General features: G+C 68.4%; 17 protein-coding genes, 1 tRNA gene and 2 pseudogenes. 10 read left to right on the top strand and 10 right to left on the bottom strand.

Annotation, left to right across the window (positions count from 1 at the left end; translation table 11 throughout):
- Positions 1-39: 39 nt before the first annotated feature.
- Positions 40-309: a hypothetical protein gene (locus VNR91_RS12930; protein ID WP_325491180.1), complete on the bottom strand. Its 270-nt coding sequence runs from the start codon at positions 307-309 to the stop codon at positions 40-42.
- A 204-nt stretch (positions 310-513) separates the two neighbouring features.
- A complete protein-coding gene (locus tag VNR91_RS12925) occupies positions 514-1,470 on the bottom strand; it encodes a cysteine synthase A (RefSeq protein ID WP_325491179.1) in 957 nt (318 codons plus the stop codon).
- 60 nt (positions 1,471-1,530) lie between these two features.
- On the opposite strand from VNR91_RS12925, the gene VNR91_RS12920 reads away from it, so the two are divergent.
- The 3 genes from VNR91_RS12920 to aat all read left to right on the top strand — a co-directional run bounded on the left by VNR91_RS12920 (position 1,531) and on the right by aat (position 3,631).
- Entirely contained in the window at positions 1,531-2,040 is a 510-nt protein-coding gene (locus VNR91_RS12920; RefSeq protein ID WP_325491178.1) for a DNA-deoxyinosine glycosylase, read from the top strand.
- A 306-nt stretch (positions 2,041-2,346) separates the two neighbouring features.
- Entirely contained in the window at positions 2,347-2,691 is a 345-nt protein-coding gene (locus tag VNR91_RS12915; protein ID WP_325491177.1) for a hypothetical protein, read from the top strand.
- Positions 2,692-2,854: 163 nt separating this feature from the next.
- Positions 2,855-3,631, top strand: a complete 777-nt coding sequence (gene aat, locus VNR91_RS12910) for a leucyl/phenylalanyl-tRNA--protein transferase (protein WP_414712414.1) — start codon at positions 2,855-2,857, stop codon at positions 3,629-3,631.
- Between the two features lie 35 nt (positions 3,632-3,666).
- Here aat and VNR91_RS12905 read toward each other — a convergent pair.
- The 5 genes and pseudogenes from VNR91_RS12905 to VNR91_RS12885 form a co-directional block, all read right to left on the bottom strand.
- Positions 3,667-3,840 (bottom strand): annotated as a pseudogene (locus tag VNR91_RS12905) (DUF2155 domain-containing protein); the annotation flags it as partial.
- Positions 3,841-4,103: 263 nt separating this feature from the next.
- Positions 4,104-4,496: an NADH:ubiquinone oxidoreductase subunit NDUFA12 gene (locus VNR91_RS12900; RefSeq protein WP_325491175.1), complete on the bottom strand. Its 393-nt coding sequence runs from the start codon at positions 4,494-4,496 to the stop codon at positions 4,104-4,106.
- A gap of 95 nt (positions 4,497-4,591) precedes the next feature.
- Positions 4,592-5,077, bottom strand: a complete 486-nt coding sequence (locus tag VNR91_RS12895) for a DUF192 domain-containing protein (protein WP_325491174.1) — start codon at positions 5,075-5,077, stop codon at positions 4,592-4,594.
- Positions 5,077-5,667, bottom strand: a complete 591-nt coding sequence (locus VNR91_RS12890; protein ID WP_325491173.1) for a cold shock domain-containing protein — start codon at positions 5,665-5,667, stop codon at positions 5,077-5,079. The genes VNR91_RS12895 and VNR91_RS12890 overlap by 1 nt, the downstream gene beginning before the upstream one ends.
- A gap of 58 nt (positions 5,668-5,725) precedes the next feature.
- A complete protein-coding gene (locus VNR91_RS12885) occupies positions 5,726-6,286 on the bottom strand; it encodes a regulatory protein RecX (RefSeq protein WP_325491172.1) in 561 nt (186 codons plus the stop codon).
- A gap of 115 nt (positions 6,287-6,401) precedes the next feature.
- Here VNR91_RS12885 and VNR91_RS12880 point away from each other — a divergent pair, with 115 nt between their 5' ends.
- From VNR91_RS12880 to nusG, 5 genes are all read left to right on the top strand, one after another.
- The gene (locus VNR91_RS12880) at positions 6,402-8,162 is read left to right on the top strand and encodes a fatty acyl-AMP ligase (protein ID WP_325491171.1); all 1,761 of its coding nucleotides are present in this window, start codon (positions 6,402-6,404) and stop codon (positions 8,160-8,162) included.
- Positions 8,163-8,266: 104 nt separating this feature from the next.
- On the top strand, positions 8,267-10,630 hold the full coding sequence (locus VNR91_RS12875) for a putative bifunctional diguanylate cyclase/phosphodiesterase (RefSeq protein ID WP_325491170.1): 2,364 nt from the start codon (positions 8,267-8,269) through the stop codon (positions 10,628-10,630).
- A 56-nt stretch (positions 10,631-10,686) separates the two neighbouring features.
- A tRNA-Trp gene (locus VNR91_RS12870) sits at positions 10,687-10,762 on the top strand.
- A gap of 246 nt (positions 10,763-11,008) precedes the next feature.
- Positions 11,009-11,206, top strand: coding sequence for a preprotein translocase subunit SecE (gene secE, locus VNR91_RS12865; RefSeq protein ID WP_325491181.1), 198 nt, complete (start codon positions 11,009-11,011; stop codon positions 11,204-11,206).
- Between the two features lie 19 nt (positions 11,207-11,225).
- Positions 11,226-11,762 carry a transcription termination/antitermination protein NusG gene (gene nusG, locus VNR91_RS12860; protein WP_325491169.1) on the top strand — a complete coding sequence of 179 codons (537 nt, stop codon included), beginning with the start codon at positions 11,226-11,228 and terminating at the stop codon, positions 11,760-11,762.
- A 58-nt stretch (positions 11,763-11,820) separates the two neighbouring features.
- Here nusG and VNR91_RS12855 read toward each other — a convergent pair whose 3' ends face one another.
- Positions 11,821-13,272: a DUF389 domain-containing protein gene (locus tag VNR91_RS12855; protein ID WP_325491168.1), complete on the bottom strand. Its 1,452-nt coding sequence runs from the start codon at positions 13,270-13,272 to the stop codon at positions 11,821-11,823.
- 310 nt (positions 13,273-13,582) lie between these two features.
- Here VNR91_RS12855 and rplK point away from each other — a divergent pair, with 310 nt between their 5' ends.
- The gene (rplK, locus tag VNR91_RS12850; protein WP_325491167.1) at positions 13,583-14,014 is read left to right on the top strand and encodes a 50S ribosomal protein L11; all 432 of its coding nucleotides are present in this window, start codon (positions 13,583-13,585) and stop codon (positions 14,012-14,014) included.
- Positions 14,015-14,018: 4 nt separating this feature from the next.
- On the top strand, positions 14,019-14,717 hold the full coding sequence (rplA, locus tag VNR91_RS12845; RefSeq protein WP_325491166.1) for a 50S ribosomal protein L1: 699 nt from the start codon (positions 14,019-14,021) through the stop codon (positions 14,715-14,717).
- 191 nt (positions 14,718-14,908) lie between these two features.
- Here rplA and VNR91_RS12840 read toward each other — a convergent pair whose 3' ends face one another.
- A complete protein-coding gene (locus VNR91_RS12840) occupies positions 14,909-15,295 on the bottom strand; it encodes a VOC family protein (RefSeq protein WP_325491165.1) in 387 nt (128 codons plus the stop codon).
- Between the two features lie 24 nt (positions 15,296-15,319).
- Positions 15,320-15,860 (bottom strand): annotated as a pseudogene (locus VNR91_RS12835) (bifunctional uridylyltransferase/uridylyl-removing protein); the annotation flags it as partial.

Below are 15,860 nucleotides of genomic sequence, written 5' to 3'. Positions count from 1 at the left end.
AAGGCCCGTGCGCGCCGGAGCGGCGCGGCGTTCGAGCCGCTATTTGTGGCCGTCCGCCGTCGCGGTGCTGGGGGCGACGCCGAGTTCGGCCAGCGGTTCACTGGTCATCGCGCTGTTGGCCAGCGCGGTGTCGGCCAGGTTGGCGACGGTCGCCGCCTTGGACGCGCCGACCGCCTCGGTCGGGGCGCGACTGGCCGAACTGAACACCGCATTCGCCAGCGCGATCAGCACGAGCACCGACGCCAGGCCGGTCATGCCGACCCGCACGCGCTGCATCGCCTGAGAGGAGTCCTGAGGGAGAACCTTCATACCTGTGGTATAAAAGTAACATCTCAACAAAGCTTTGTCGAGCCGAGCCGATTCGGCGGCCGAAGCGAGCAGCGGCGGCGCGCTGGAATGTCGGCAGGCTGGCGGTTGCGGTCCGCGATCGCGCCGACCTTGTCGACGGACCGATCCCGGCCGGAAACAAAGTACCAGACATCGGCAACCGCGCCTGAACGTACGCGCGATACCCTAGATACCCACCAGCCACGGCGGCACGCTCAGCCCCTTTTGCTGGAGCCAGTCGCGGTTGTAGAGCGTGGAGAGATAGCGGAAGCCGGTGTCGCACAGGATCGTCGCGATCCGCTTGCCCGGCCCCAGATCGCGCGCCAGCCGGATCGCCCCGGCGACGTTGATCCCCGACGACAGGCCCAGGCACAGCCCCTCTTCATCGCTGATGCGGTATTGGGTGTCGATCGGCGCGCCGTCCAGATTGGCGGTGATCCGCCCCTGCCCGATCCCTTCCGCCACTGAAGATCCCTCCGCCCGCAATTCGCCGCAGGCGTAATAGTCGAACAGTGCCGCGCCGTGCGGATCGCTGAGCGCGATGGTGATGTCGGCGTCGCGCGCCTTCAGCCCCAGCCCGACCCCGGCGAGCGTGCCGCCGGTGCCGACCGCGCAGGTGAAGCCGTCGATACGGCCGTCCATCTGCTCCCAGATCTCCTCGGCGGTGCCGACGATGTGGGCGCGGCGGTTGGCGATGTTGTCGAACTGGTTGGCCCAGATCGCGTTGGGCGTCTCCTCCGCGATCCGGCGCGAGGTGTGCACGAAATGGCCGGGGTTCGAATAGGGCGCGGCGGGCACCAGCACGAGCTGGGCACCCAGCGCGCGCAGCGTGTCCATCTTTTCGCGGCTCTGCGTCTCGGGCATGACGATGATCGTCTTGTAGCCCTTGGCGTTGCCGACCAGCGCCAGGCCGATGCCGGTGTTGCCGGCGGTCCCCTCGACAATGGTGCCGCCGGGCGCGATCTGCCCGCGCTGTTCGGCGTCCTCGACGATGAACAGCGCGGCGCGATCCTTCACCGACGCGCCGGGATTGGCGAATTCGCATTTCGCGAAGATGTCGCAGCCGGTCAGGTCGCTCGGACCGCGCAGCCGCACCAGCGGCGTGTTGCCGATAAGCGCGAGGGTGTCGGGGGTGATCGTCATGCCCTAAGACATGGCGCGGCCGCGCGGCGGCGGCAAGCGATCGAAACTATTTGGCGGACAATGACGCTGACCTCCGACGCCCCGATCACGATCAAGCACAGCTTTCCGCCGGTGGTCGACACCGACACGCGCCTGCTGGTGTGCGGCAGCCTGCCGGGCGAGGCGTCGCTGGCCGCCGGACGCTATTACGCGCATCCGCAGAACCAGTTCTGGCGGCTGATCAGCCCGGCGACCGGGCGCGATCTGACCACGCTGGACTATCCCGCGCGGCTGGCGGCGCTGCTCGCCGCCGGGATCGGGCTGTGGGACGTCGTCGCCAGCGCGCGGCGGCACGGCAGCACCGATGCCGCGATCCGCGATCCCGCCGCCAACGACCTGGCGGCGCTGGCGCGGCGATTGCCCCGGCTGCGGACGGTCGCGTTCAACGGCGGCACCGCGCACCGCCACGGCGCGAAGCTGCTCGCCGGGCTGCCGTTCGCCATCGTCGCGCTGCCATCGTCGAGCCCGCTGCACACGATCGGTCTCGCCGCCAAGCAGCCGGCATGGGCGACGCTGCGCGACGCGCTGTGACGTCGCTTTGATATCGCCGCGCTACGGGGACACGCCGCTGTCACCCTGATGGCGCGACAAAACCGTAGAAAATATCCGGAAGCACCGTCCCGGCGGGGAACGCCGATCGCACGCCGCCGATTGAGGATTCCGGCGTGTTAACGAATAAAATCCGTCGGTTCCGGCCCATATGCGAGATTCGGAGAGAATTGCTGCGGTGCATTAAGGGCAAAACTGCTGCCAAGCTTGGCTCTTGACGGGGGTTGCTGCGTGCGCGAAGCGGGCCGCGCTATGAAAACCTTCCTTCTCCCCACGCTCGCCGCGGCCATGCTACTCCCGCTCGCCGCCTGCGAGAACAAGCCCGAGGTCGTCGACACGCGGTCGAAGGACCCGCTCGCCGAGCAGATCAAGAACGCGCCGCCGGTCGAGCTGCCGCCGGCGATGGAAGCGACGGTGACGTTCCGCTGCAAGGACAACAGCCTGGTCTACGTCGATTTCTTCCAGGGCCATGAAATCGCCAACCTGCGCACGGAAAAGGGCGGCACCCCGATCCAGCTGAAGGCGGATGCGTCGGGCAATCCCTATCAGGGCAGCGGCTACACCGTCACCGGCAATGCCAAGCAGATCGACCTGATCGCGCCGGGCAAGGGCGCACAGAGCTGCAAGGCCTGACCCTTCAACGAATTTCCTAAGTCCAAAAGGGGCCGGTGGAGCGATCCGCCGGCCCCTTTTTGTTGGCGCGTCTGTCCGGCGCGTCGGGCAAATTCCCCTGACGGTCGGCAAAATGCGGCAAACGGGGACGGCGGACGATATCCCGATTCAATCCGATCGGGATATGCTCTATTCTCGCGCGGTGAGCCGGCCCGCCGCCCCCACCCGCCTCGATCCCGACCTGGTGCTGCGCGCCTATGCGATGAGCGTGTTCCCGATGGCCGATTCGCGCGATTCGGCCGGGGTCTACTGGGTCGAGCCGAAGCAGCGCGCGGTGCTGCCGCTCGACGGGTTCCACCTGTCGCGCTCGCTGCGCAAGGCGATCGCGAGCGACCGGTTCCGGGTCACCACCGACACCGCGTTCGAACGGATCATCGCGCTGTGCGCCGAATCGGCCGCCGACCGCGACGATAGCTGGATCAACGCCAGCATCGCGGAGGTGTTCGTCACGCTCCACCAGCGCGGCTTCGCCCATTCGGTGGAGGTGTGGGACGGGGACCGGCTGGCCGGCGGCCTCTATGGGCTGGCGCTGGGCCGCGCCTTTTTCGGCGAGAGCATGGTCAGCCGCGCGCGCGATGCGTCAAAGGTCGCGCTCGGCTGGCTGGTGGCGCGGCTGCGCGCTGGCGGGTTCCACCTGCTCGACTGCCAGTTCCAGACCGATCACCTGGCGTCGTTGGGCGCGATCGAGATTCCGCGCGCCGATTACAACGTGTTGCTCGGCTCCGCGCTGGGCGCGACCACCGCGGGGCTCGCCTCGGGCGCGCCGTCGGTCGATGGCGACTGGGGCGCGCTCGATGCGGCATGGCCGCCCGCCGGCGCCGATGGCGATGCGGACAGCGTCACCGTATCCGGCCCGGTCGCTGGAAAGCTCATCGTGCAGCTCTTGGGCCAGACGTCGTAGACCGGGTGCTGGACGACGTTCAGCGACGGCCGCTCCTTGTACACCCATCCCGAAAAGACGCGGCGCCACGCCTTGTCCGCACCCGCGCCCTGCACGTCGAGCTGAAGGAAGGCGCCGGTCAGCTGATCCTGTTCCCATGGGGCGGTCATCTCGCAAGCGCGCAGCCGCACGATCGCATCGCCAATGCGAATCGCCTGCCCCGGCCGCATCGTCAGGTCGCGGCTGGCGCCGTTGCGCTTGTTGAGGAAGCCGATCACCGCGACGCGCTGCGCCATCGGGGTTTCGCCGCGATCGATCGGCGCGACCTCCTCGACCGTCGGCGCCGACGCGGCAGGCGCGGGACCAGGCGCTGGCGCGGCGGTGTTCGCGGCGCGCGGCGTCGTGCGCCCCAGGCCCAGCCACGCCGCACCCTGCCAGGCGCCGACCCCAAGAACGGCCACGAGCGCGGCGCCGCCTAGCCAGCGCCCCCAGTTCATTCGCCGGGCGTCCATGCCTCATAATCGCCGGTCGCGGCGGCGCGGCGGCCGCCCGCCTCCAGCGCCCCGGCGGGGCGATAGGCGGCGTTGGTGCCGGTCAGGTTCGGCATCGCCGGCCTTTCCCACGCGCGCGCCGGGGGCAGCGCGCGATCGGGCACATCGTCGATCAGATGCTGGAGCCAGCCGAACCATTCCGGCGGCACGCGACTCGCGTCGTTGGAACCGCTGTAGATCACCCAGCGGCGCGGCCGGCCGCTCGTGTCCGATCCGCCCTCGTAATAGACGTTGCCCAGCGCGTCGTCGCCGACCCGCGTCTTGCCGCGCAGGCCAAGCCAGGTGCCAAAGGTGGCGCCGTTCCACCAGGTGAAAGTGTTTGCCAGGATGCCCATGCGCTGCGGATTAGCCGAGGCGAGGCGCGGTGCCAACAGCGTTCCTCCGCGATTCGCGGCGGCTGGCGCGCGTCACGCCCTCCCGATCGGTCCGGTTACTTCTTCCACGTCACCTTGTCGTCGGGCGCGATGCCCAATTCGGCCGATCGTCCGCCGACGATCTCCAGCACCGCCGCGACCGGCTCGCCCGACGGAATCGGGTTGGTGGAAAAGGGCACGGTGTTCTCCGCGATCGTCGCGATGGTGCCGTCGGCGCGGATGAAGATGATGTCGAGCGGGGTCGGCGTGTTCTTCATCCAGAAGCTCGCCTCACGCGGGGCGCCGCCGTCGGCGGGATAGGGCGCGAAGATCATCGCGCCATCCTTGCCCAGGTCGGTGCGGAACATCAGCCCGCGCTCCTGCTCGGCCGGGGTGCGCGCGATCTCCGCCTGGAACACGTGCGCGCCGTTGGCGCTGGTGATGGTGACCGGCGTGGTCCTGGCCGCCGCCGCCGCCGCGTTGGCGCTGCCGTCGCTGGTGCAGCCCGCGGCGGCGAGCGCCAGCGTGGCCGCCGCGACGCTCCACAAGAATCCCGAACGCATCACTCGTCCCTTTCGACCTCGACCGCCAGCGGCCCCTTCTCGCCGGCGACGATGCGCGCGCGCAGGCGCTCGTCGGGTTCGACCTCCTCGATGCCGGCGCGCCGCAGCGTCTCCATATGGACGAAGATATCGCCCGGGACGTCGGGACGCACCAGAAATCCGTAGCCCTTCAGCCGATTGAACCATTTGACCGCGACCGGCTCGAACGGTCCGGCCTCCGCGATCAGCTTGACCCGGTCGATCCGGTCGTTGCCGGGCCGGGCGCGATGCGGCTCGACCGCGTTGGACAGATCGATATCCAGGATGACGCTGGCCTGCGCGCCGCGTTCGCGCCGCACCGTCTCGCACGTCACGCGCGCGCCTTCGGGCAAGCTGCGCCGCCCCAGTGCGTTCAGCACCGAAAAATGCAGCAGGATATCGCCCACGCCCGGATCATCGGACACGATGAATCCGAATCCACGCGTCACATCAAACCATTTCACGACGCCGGTATGGACTTCGGCCGCGGCGGATTCGCCGCCCGGTTCGGTGCCCCCACCGAACGTGTCCATATCCTGTTTCGCCGCGACCTGCCCCGTCTCGGTACGCATCAACAACATCCCCCGCACGGTGAACTGTAACACAGACGCGATGAATCGTGCAAAGTCTTTACTTTAGCGTTTCCCGAACGCCCCCCTGAACGTCCCAAAGTCGCACATCGTCGGCCTCGCCTGGGGCCATCGCCACGATTCGGCGCGCCAAGTCGAGACCATGGCCGGCGCGCAGCAGCTGGCCAAGCGCGCGTTCGCGGCCGGCGCGGTCGGGCGCGACCGCGGCGAACGGGCCGATCCGGCGGCGGCGGGCAAAGGCGAAGGCGCTGTCCTCCGCCCCGGCGGCGATCCGCGGATCGAGCGCGGCGGCATCCTCCTCCGCGATGCCGGCGTGGCGCAATTCGCCGGCGATGCGGCGCGCGCCCAACCCGCGCCGCGCCATCGACGCCACGCGCGCCTCGGCAAAGGCGACGTCGTCGACATAGCCCAGCTCCGCCAGCCGCTCGGCCAGCGCGGCCGGATCGGGCGACGCCTCCCCCGCCCAACCGCGTTCGCGCAGCTTGCGATCGAGATAGCGCCGCAACTTCACCCTTGTGGTCGCGAACCGTTCGACATAGCGCAGCGCCAGTCGTTCGAGCCGGGCCGGATCGAGTGGCGTCGGAGGGCGGGCCGATGACATGCGCCTTGTTTGTGCCACACTGACGAACGAATTTAAACGCCTGCGCGCGGCAGGAGCCCGGGATTCCGCGGGGCTCTTGAGGGGACCACCGCGTAGACGAGGGACGTGACGAAGAATGAATTCGGTAACCACGGCGACATTGGAGCGGCCGGCGGCGCTGGCGCCCACCCCGACCGAGGACGCGCTGCCGCGCCGCTTTTCCGACTTCGCGACGCTGGGCGAAGCGCTCGACTATGCGGCGTCGGGTGTGCGTGGGCTCAATTTCCACGACGCGCGCGGCACGCTGTCGCGCGCCTATCCGTTCGCCGAACTGCGCGCCGACGCGCTGGTCCAGGCGCGCCGGCTGATCGCCATGGGCGTGGCGCCGAGCGACCGTGTCGCGCTGATCGCGGAAACCGGACCGGAGTTCGCCAGCCTCTTCTTCGGCGTGATCTACGCCGGGGCGTGGCCGGTGCCGCTGCCGCTGCCGACCAGCTTCGGCGGGGCGCAATCCTATATCGAGCAGTTGCGCGTCCAGCTTGCCAGCTGCGATCCCAGCCTGTTGTTCTATCCGAACGAACTGGCCCAGATGGCGGGCGAGGCGGCGCGGATCGCCGGCGTCGAGGGGATCGACTGGCAGAGCTTCGCCGAGCGCGAGGCGCCGGAGGTGGCGCTGCCCGCGACGAACGCCGACGACATCGCCTATCTGCAATATTCGAGCGGATCGACCCGCTTCCCGCACGGCGTCGCCGTCACCCATCGCTCGCTGCTCAACAATCTGGCGGCGCACAGCCACGGGATGAAGCTGATGGGCAGCGATCGCTGCGTGTCGTGGCTGCCGTGGTATCACGACATGGGGCTGGTCGGCTGCTTCCTGTCGGTGGTCGCCAACCAGGTCTCGACCGATTACGTCAAGACCGAGGATTTCGCGCGCCGCCCGCTCGCGTGGCTTGACCTGATCAGCCGCAACCAGGGCACCTCGGTCAGCTATTCGCCGACGTTCGGCTACGATATCTGCGCGCGGCGCATGTCGAGCCAGACGCGCGCGTCCGACCGGTTCGACCTGTCGCGCTGGCGGATCGCCGGCAACGGCGCCGACATGATCCGGCCCGACGTGATGCAGAGCTTCGTCGACGCCTTCGCCGACGCCGGGTTCAAGGCATCGGCGTTCCTGCCCAGCTACGGCCTCGCCGAGGCGACGCTGGCGGTGTCGATCATGCCGCCGGGCGAGGGGATCATCGTCGAGCTGGTCGAGGAAACCCAGCTATCCGGCGTCGCCGCCGGGGAGGACCGGCCGCAACGTTTCCGCGCGATCGTCAACTGCGGCAAGCCGGTGCGCGACATGACCGTCGAAATCCGCGAGGAGGACGGCACGCCGCTGCCCGAGAAGGCGATCGGCAAGCTGTGGTGCAAGGGCCCGTCGGTGATGACCGGCTATTTCCGCGATCCAGACGCGACCGCCGCGTGCATGGTCGACGGCTGGCTGGATACCGGCGACATGGGCTATCTGTCCGACGGCTATGTCTACATCGTCGGTCGGGCAAAGGACATGATCATCGTCAACGGCCGCAATCACTGGCCGCAGGACATCGAATGGGCGGTCGAGCAGCTCCCCGGCTTCAAGGCCGGCGACATCGCCGCGTTCGCAATCACCACGCCGGGGGGTGAGGAAACCCCGGCGGTGCTGGTCCAGTGCCGCACCAGCGACGACGGCGAACGCAGCCGGCTGCGCGACGCGATTCGCGAGCGGGTGCGCGCGGTGACCGGCATGAACTGCGTGGTCGAGCTGGTGCCGCCGCGCACCCTGCCGCGCACCAGCTCGGGCAAGCTGTCACGCGCCAAGGCCCGCAACCTTTACCTGACCGGTGAGATCAAGCCCTACGCCATCGCGGCATGACCTGTGGCTGACGTGCGGCGAACGGTTGGCGATCGTCAAAAAAATGCAGCGGAAAGCGCCGCCGCCTAACCAACCGTCAACCCTCCTCCCGCTAGTCACATGGCGTGAGCGGGGACACCACATCTCAATTTGCACAGCCGCGCATCGACGGACGCGCGCTGCTGGGGCTGTACGACCCGGCGGACACCACCAATTGGGGGCCGATTCGCGCGGCGCAGATGAACGCCGGCGCGCAGCTGGCGATGTTCATGCTGGCGACCAACGTGATCGGCGCTGCGCTGGTGGTGCTGGCGCTGTCGCCCGGCCTGCCGTTCTGGCAAATGGCGAGCTGGGCCGCGATCGTCGCGGCGGTCGCGGTCGGCGTGGCGTTTCGCCGGCTCGCCTCCCGCCATCGCACCACCACCACAGCCAGTGTCCGTGACGTCCGCGGGACGGTGATCGACGGCATCGCGCTGGCGCTGGTGTGGTCGATCCCGTCGCCGGTGTTCGCGCTGATGACCGACGATTCGGCCGGTCTGCTGGGCCTGTGGGCGGTGCTGTCGATCCTGATGGCCGCCGCGTCGCTGGCGATGGCGGCGCTGCCGCTGGCCACCCTCGTCTTCCTGTTCGTGGTCGGCGGTTCGGCGGTGGCGTCGTTCGTGATCATGGACATGCATGGCTTCGCGGCGATCGTCGCGCTGTTCACCGGGCTGCTGATCGTCGCGTGCTTCACGCGCGGCCGCGCGCTGGTGGTGATGCGCGCCAACGAGATTTCGCTGGCCGAGCGCGACGAGACGGTCAGCCTGCTGCTGCGCGAATTCGAGGAGGACAGCCAGGCCGACTGGCTGTGGGAGATCGACGCCCAGCGCCGCGTGGCGCGCGCCAGCCCGCGCTTCGCCCGGTCGATCGGATTCGATCCCAAGCGGATCAACGGTACCTCGTTCCTGGAAGTGCTGGCCGGGCCCACATGGGAGGCGGGCAACTTCCCCGCCGCGCTGCACGACCTGGTCGACAAGCTGAAATCGCGCGAGCCGTTCCGCGACCTGCTGCTGCCGGTCTATGTCGAGGCGGAAGAACGCTGGTGGGAGATGTCGGCATCGCCGCGCTATGACGAAGAGGGCGGCTTCATCGGCTTTCGCGGCGTCGGTTCCGACGTGACCGAGGCGCGCCGCAGCGCCGACAAGATCAACCGCATGGCGCGGTTCGACACGTTGACCGGCCTGCCCAACCGGCTGCTGATCCACGAGGCGCTGGGCCGCGCGATGGCCGATGCCGACAAATGGGGATCGCGCTGCGCGTTCATGATGATCGACCTCGACCGGTTCAAGGCGGTCAACGACACGCTGGGCCACCCGATCGGCGACCGGCTGCTTGGCCGCGTGTCCGAACGGCTGAAGGCGCTGATGACCGACGACGAGATGATCGGCCGGCTGGGCGGCGACGAATTCGCCGTGGTGGTGCGCGACGGCACCGATGTCGCCCGGCTGGAACGGCTGGCACACAAGATCATCGCGGCGCTGAGCGAGCCCTATGACGTCGACCAGCACACGCTGTACATCGGCGCGTCGGTCGGCCTCGCGGTGGGCCCGCGCGACGGACGGACGGCGGAGATGCTGATCCGGTCGGCCGACCTGGCGCTCTACCGGTCGAAGGACGCTGGCGGCGGCACCTTCCACGCCTACGAACCGCAGCTCCACATGCAGGCGGAGGAGCGCCGCGTACTGGAAATGGCGCTGCGCAGCGCGCTCGAGCGCAGCCAGCTCCACCTCAACTATCAGCCGGTGGTCGATGCCGGCACCGGCCATCTGACCGGGTTCGAGGCGCTGCTGCGCTGGACGCACCCGGAACTCGGCCCGATCTCCCCCGCCAAGTTCGTCCCGCTGGCGGAGGACGCCCGGCTGATCGCCCCCATCGGCGAATGGGTGCTGCGCACCGCGTGTCACGAAGCGGCAAGCTGGGAAACGCCGGTGCGCGTCGCGGTCAACGTTTCGGCCGAACAGCTCCACAATCCCGCCTTCGTCGCGATCGTCGCCAATGCGCTGGCCAATTCCGGGCTGCCTGCCGACCGGCTCGAGCTGGAAGTGACCGAAAGCGTGTTCATGCGCGAGGGCACCGCCGCCACCCAGACGCTCGAAAAGCTGCTCGATCTGGGCATCCGGCTCAGCCTCGACGATTTCGGCACCGGCTTCTCCTCGCTCGGCTATCTCAGCCGCACGCGCTTTTCGTCGATCAAGATCGACCGCAGCTTCGTCCAGGGCGCGTCGAAGGGCGTCAAGGAAGCGATCGCGATCATCCGCGCGGTGGTGGCGCTCGCCCAGTCGCTGGGCATGGCGACCACCGCCGAGGGCGTCGAGACCGAGGACGAGCATCTGCTGGTGCAGGAGCTCGGCTGCACCAAGGTCCAGGGCTATTATTTCGGCCGCCCGCTTCCCGTCGAGGAAGCGCGGACCATCGCCAGCCGGGCATCCAATCAGGCCCAGGCGGCCTGATCGACGAAACGCGACTTGCCGATGTGGTTCGGCACGGCTACAGCCCGGCGCCGCACAGGAGTGTAGCTCAGTTGGTAGAGCATCGGTCTCCAAAACCGAGGGCCGGGGGTTCGAATCCCTCCACTCCTGCCAGCCGCGCGATCGCGGCACCGCCTGCGATCGTCGCGGATCGCCCCTCTCCCGCCGCCATCTGCCCCGCCACCGCGCGGCGCGCCCGTTTCCCGGCGGCAGTCTCCGTTCGCCGCTTGCACACACCCCGCGACATCGCTAGATACGGTTCCCAATCCGACAGCGTGGATGGGCTCCGCCGGTTCCTCAGAGCAGGACCGGGCGGACGGCCTGTGCGCGCGAGCGGACCGCGAAAACAACGAGGTTGATGTGGCGAAGACGACCCCGATCGAATTCATCCGCCAGGTCCAGGCGGAAACGCGCAAGGTGGTATGGCCGACGCGGCGCGAGACGATGATGACCGGCGTGATGGTCATGATCATGACGGTGCTGCTCGGGCTGTTCTTCTTCGGCATCGATTCCGTGTTCGACGCGATCGTGCGCGGCCTGCTCAGCCTCGCGAACTAGGAATCAGGAACGAACACGCATGTCGCGCTGGTACATCATCCACGCCTATTCGGGCTTTGAGAACAAGGTCCGCGATTCGATCATGGCGGAGGCGACCCGCATGGGCCTCGAGGCGCTGGTCGACGCGGTCGAGGTGCCGGTCGAGACCGTGACCGAGGTCCGTCGCGGCAAGAAGATCCAGGCCGAGCGCAAATTCTTCCCCGGCTATGTCCTCGCCAAGCTGGCGATGAACGACGACGTCTATCACCTGGTGAAGAACACGCCGAAGGTGACCGGATTCCTGGGCGCGATGGGCAAGCCGCAAGCGATCAGCGAAGCCGAGGCCGCGCGCATCCTCAACACCAAGGAAGAGGCCGCCGCCGCGCCCAAGACCAAGATCAAGGTCGATTTCGAGATCGGCGATTCGGTCAAGGTGCTCGACGGCCCGTTCGCCAGCTTCAACGGCATCGTCGAGGAACTCGACTTCGACAAGTCGAAGGTCAAGGTGTCGGTGTCGATCTTCGGCCGCGCCACCCCGGTCGAGTTGGATTTCGAGCAGGTCGAGCGCTCGAAGTAATTTGCGGACGGGCGGCCCCGCCGGCATTGCCGGTCAGGGGCCACCCGCCGTCCGCCGCTCACGGCAACTCCGGTGTCGCCCCGGTTTCGGGCGGCGGCAGTTCCACCCAGGCCAGGCGCAGCGCGCCGGCCGCGCTCCCCGCCTCCGCACGGCCACCGCGCGCGGCGATGCCGGCGGCGACTGCGCGGCGCTGAGCCGCGGTTCCCCCGCGCACGCTGATTTCGCGCCCGACCCGGTCGGACGCCCACGCCGCCAGCCCCAGCGCGGCGTCATCCACCACCCCTTCGTCGAACGACACCGCGGGCGGATCGACGTCGGCCGGCGGTACCACGCGCGCCGTCCAGTCGGGGATCGCGCGGCGGGCGCGGTCCTCGATCGCGCGATAACCGGCCATCTCCAGCCCGGGCAGTGCTGCCGCCGATCCGGTCAGGGTGTGGCGCGACGTGTCCGCGCTGATCGTCGCGGGCGCCGCGCCGATCAGCAGGGCGAACTGGTTGATCGCGGTGTCGCGCGCGTCCGGACGGTTCGCGGCGCCGCTCTCCACCGCGCGGGCGATCTGCGCGGCTTCGGCCGCGCCGGCGTCCTGCGAGATGCGGACCTGATCGACATGAATGTCGACGTCGCGTGCCAACCGCTGGCGCAGGTTGCCGGCCAGGATGCGATCGGCGGCGGCGTCGAGCCGCGGGGTGAGCATCACCGCGCGGATCCGGATCGGGTGGGCGGCATAGTCGATGTCGACCTGCCCCAGCCGCGCGCCCTCGGGAAAGCGCTTGCGGATCATGTCGCGGACCTGACGCTGCGCCACCGCCTCGAATGCGATCTGGTGCAGCGACGCGGCCAGCGGCACCGACAGCAGCCCGACCGCGACGACGAACAGCGCGAGTTGCCAGCCGGTATGCGCCGGCGACAGATGGCCGCCGAAACCATAGACTCGCGCCACCAGCGCCGCCGTCAGGGCGATGGTGACGGCATTGGTCAGGAACAGCAGCGACGATCCGGCGAAGATCGTCCAGTTCCACGTCGCGATCCCGAAACCGACCACCGCCAGCGGTGGCATCAGCGCGATCGCGATGGCGACGCCGACGACGGTGCCGCCCCGGCCACGGATCAGCGCATAGGCGCCGGCGATGGCGGACAGCAGCGCGACGAGCAGGTCGAACAGCGTCGGCTGCGTCCGGCCCGCGATCTCGCTGGTGATGGTCTGCACCGGCGAAATAGAGACCATCACCACCGACAATAGGATCGCGATCGCCGACCCGGCGAGCAGCGCGGTCAGGCTGCGGCGGATTTCGTGGAAATCGAGCGTGGCGATACCAAAGCCGAGCCCGATGATCGGCATCATCAGCGGCGACAGCAGCATCGCGCCGATCAGCACCGCGACCGACGGCATCAGCAGCCCGAGCAGCGAGATCGCCGCCGAGACGAGGATGAGGAACGCATAGCGGCCGGACCAGCCGGATTCATCGGCGATCTGGTGCAGGATCGCGTCGTGATCGACGCCGCCCGTCACCCAGATGTTCCACCAGCGCCGCAGCTTGCTCTTTCCCGAAATATCATTTGCTCCCGCTGATCGCCCTGCCATTACGCGGGGCGGGGCACGAAGTTTCTTATTCGCCGCACCGCGATATTCGACAAAATTCCGCGCCGCCGCGAATCCGCCCGTCTCGACCGCCGGGTCGGGCGCGGTGGCGGTGGTTGCGCCGGACGGGGTTCTCCGCTAAGGGCCCGCGCTTCCAGCGTCATGCGATGGAAACCCTGCGGGAGACGGCCTTGCGCCGTCGTCTGGACCGCTAAACTTGAAACAGAGTGAGTGAGCCACAATGGCAAAAAAGATTACCGGCTATATCAAGCTGCAGGTGCCCGCCGGCGCCGCCAATCCGTCGCCGCCGATCGGCCCGGCGCTGGGTCAGCGCGGCGTCAACATCATGGAATTCTGCAAGGCGTTCAACGCGCAGACCGGCGATCAGGAAAAGGGCACGCCGCTGCCCACCGTGATCACCGTCTATGCCGATCGCTCGTTCTCGTTCGAGACCAAGACGCCGCCGGCCACCTACCTCATCAAGAAGGCGGCCAACCTGAAGTCGGGCTCGAAGGAGCCGGGCAAGGTGTCCGCGGGCAAGATCGCCCGTTCGAAGCTGAGCGAGATCGCCCAGGCCAAGATGAAGGACCTGAACGCCAACGACATCGAAGCGGCGACGAAGATCATCGAAGGTTCCGCCCGCGCGATGGGCCTCGAAGTGGTGGAGGGCTGATCCGATGGCCAAGCTGAGCAAGAAGGCGAAGACGCTGGCGACCGCGGTCGACCGTGAGAAGCTGTACGGCGTCGATGAGGCGATCAGCCTCGCGCGCACCCACGCCACCGCCAAGTTCGACGAGACGATCGAGGTCGCGCTGAACCTGGGCGTCGATCCGCGTCACGCCGACCAGATGGTGCGCGGCGTGGTGACGCTGCCCAAGGGCACCGGCAAGACCGTGCGCGTCGGCGTGTTCGCAAAGGGCGCCAAGGCCGATGAGGCCCGTGAGGCGGGTGCCGACGTCGTCGGTGCCGAGGACCTGATGGAGATCATCCAGGGCGGCACGATCGATTTCGACCGCTGCATCGCCACCCCGGACATGATGGGCGTCGTCGGTCGCCTCGGCAAGGTGCTGGGTCCGAAGGGCCTGATGCCGAACCCGAAGCTGGGCACCGTCACGATGAACGTCGCGCAGGCGGTCAAGGACGCCAAGGGCGGCCAGATCGAATATCGCGTCGAAAAGGCGGGCATCATCCATTCGGGCATCGGCAAGGCGTCGTTCCCGGCGGAGGATCTGCGCGCGAACTTCGACGCGCTGGTCGATGCGGTGGTCAAGGCCAAGCCGGCTGGCGCCAAGGGCAAGTATCTGAAGAAGGTCGCGGTGAGCTCGTCGATGGGCCCGGGCATCAAGGTCGACACCGCGGAGATCGCGGCGGTCTGATCCGCGCGTCACCGTCAACCGACACGAAGGGCCGGGAGCGATCCCGGCCCTTTTCGTTTGCCTGCGTGGTGCGAGCGATCGAGTGGGCGCGCGATCAGCGATATCGCCGGCCGGCGATCGGCGAGATCGCGGCGCGGCGCGCGCTGGGCCGCACCGGCGTCGCGCGCGTGCGCGGCCCCGCGCCGCGCGGATCACGCGGCCGGCGGCTCCCATAGTTCGATCGGATTGCCCTCGGGATCGTGGATCCGCGCGAACCGGCCGGTTTCGGGCGTGTCCCAGGCGTCGTTGGTCATGATGCGGATGCCGCTGGCGTTCAGCCGCGTCAGCATTCCGTCCAGATCGCGCACGCGCAGGTTGAGCATGAACTGCTTGTCCGGCGCGAAATAATCGGTGTCGGCCTTGAACGGCGCGAACACCATCGGCCCGCCGCGCACCTGCCAGACCCATTCGTTGGGCGGCTCCGGCTCCCCCTCCGCCGCGCAGCCGCCGCCGATGCCGAGATGCTCCTTGTACCAGATGGAGAGCACGTCGGGATTGCGGGCCCGCCAGAAGAACCCTCCCATACCAAGCACCGGCATAACACTACTCCAGTCCGACCGAGGTCACGCCGCCACTTCGAACTCCGCATCGCCCGCGGAAGCTTCCAGCAAACGCTTCTCGATCGCCTTGATCCGCCCCGCGCCGACGATCTTATCCCCGATCAGATCAGTGACATAGAAGGTATCGACCGCCCGTTCCCCATAAGTGGCGACGTGCGCGGAACGGATCGTCACGCGCGACTGGAACAGCGCGTTGGCGAGGTGGTGGAGCAGCGCCGGCCGGTCGCGAGCGTTGACCTCGATCACGGTGAAGCGGTTCGACGCATTGTTGTCGATCAGCACATTGGGTTCGATGGCAAAGGCATCGGCGCGCGCGCGCGGCAGCGGCTTGGCCTTCAGCCGGTCATTCAGCCGGAAGCGATTGCCCAGCGCCTCGGTGATCGCGGTGCGGATGCGGTCGAGCTGCCCGGCATCGTCGAACGGGCGGCCCAGCGGGTCCTGGACCAGGAAATTGTCGAGCGCCATGCCGTCGCGGGTGGTGTGGATCCGCGCGTCGATGATGTTGCCGCCCGCCGCGTGGATCGCCCCGGCGATGCGATAGAAC

Origin of the sequence: Sphingomonas sp. (genome assembly GCF_035555815.1) — a bacterium.
Lineage (GTDB): Bacteria > Pseudomonadota > Alphaproteobacteria > Sphingomonadales > Sphingomonadaceae > Sphingomonas.
The sequence above is the reverse complement of the archived record's forward strand: the minus strand, read 5'-3'. Positions and strand labels throughout refer to the sequence as shown.

Excerpts from the sequence above, each read along its gene's own strand:
- VNR91_RS12930 (WP_325491180.1), bottom strand. The coding sequence starts at position 309 with ATGAAGGTTCTCCCTCAGGACTCCTCTCAGGCGATGCAGCGCGTGCGG.
- VNR91_RS12925 (WP_325491179.1), bottom strand. The coding sequence starts at position 1,470 with ATGACGATCACCCCCGACACCCTCGCGCTTATCGGCAACACGCCGCTG.
- VNR91_RS12920 (WP_325491178.1), top strand. The coding sequence starts at position 1,531 with ATGACGCTGACCTCCGACGCCCCGATCACGATCAAGCACAGCTTTCCG.
- VNR91_RS12915 (WP_325491177.1), top strand. The coding sequence starts at position 2,347 with ATGCTACTCCCGCTCGCCGCCTGCGAGAACAAGCCCGAGGTCGTCGAC.
- aat (WP_414712414.1), top strand. The coding sequence starts at position 2,855 with ATGCTCTATTCTCGCGCGGTGAGCCGGCCCGCCGCCCCCACCCGCCTC.
- VNR91_RS12900 (WP_325491175.1), bottom strand. The coding sequence starts at position 4,496 with ATGGGCATCCTGGCAAACACTTTCACCTGGTGGAACGGCGCCACCTTT.
- VNR91_RS12895 (WP_325491174.1), bottom strand. The coding sequence starts at position 5,077 with ATGCGTTCGGGATTCTTGTGGAGCGTCGCGGCGGCCACGCTGGCGCTC.
- VNR91_RS12890 (WP_325491173.1), bottom strand. The coding sequence starts at position 5,667 with ATGCGTACCGAGACGGGGCAGGTCGCGGCGAAACAGGATATGGACACG.
- VNR91_RS12885 (WP_325491172.1), bottom strand. The coding sequence starts at position 6,286 with ATGTCATCGGCCCGCCCTCCGACGCCACTCGATCCGGCCCGGCTCGAA.
- VNR91_RS12880 (WP_325491171.1), top strand. The coding sequence starts at position 6,402 with ATGAATTCGGTAACCACGGCGACATTGGAGCGGCCGGCGGCGCTGGCG.
- nusG (WP_325491169.1), top strand. The coding sequence starts at position 11,226 with ATGTCGCGCTGGTACATCATCCACGCCTATTCGGGCTTTGAGAACAAG.
- rplK (WP_325491167.1), top strand. The coding sequence starts at position 13,583 with ATGGCAAAAAAGATTACCGGCTATATCAAGCTGCAGGTGCCCGCCGGC.
- rplA (WP_325491166.1), top strand. The coding sequence starts at position 14,019 with ATGGCCAAGCTGAGCAAGAAGGCGAAGACGCTGGCGACCGCGGTCGAC.
- VNR91_RS12840 (WP_325491165.1), bottom strand. The coding sequence starts at position 15,295 with ATGCCGGTGCTTGGTATGGGAGGGTTCTTCTGGCGGGCCCGCAATCCC.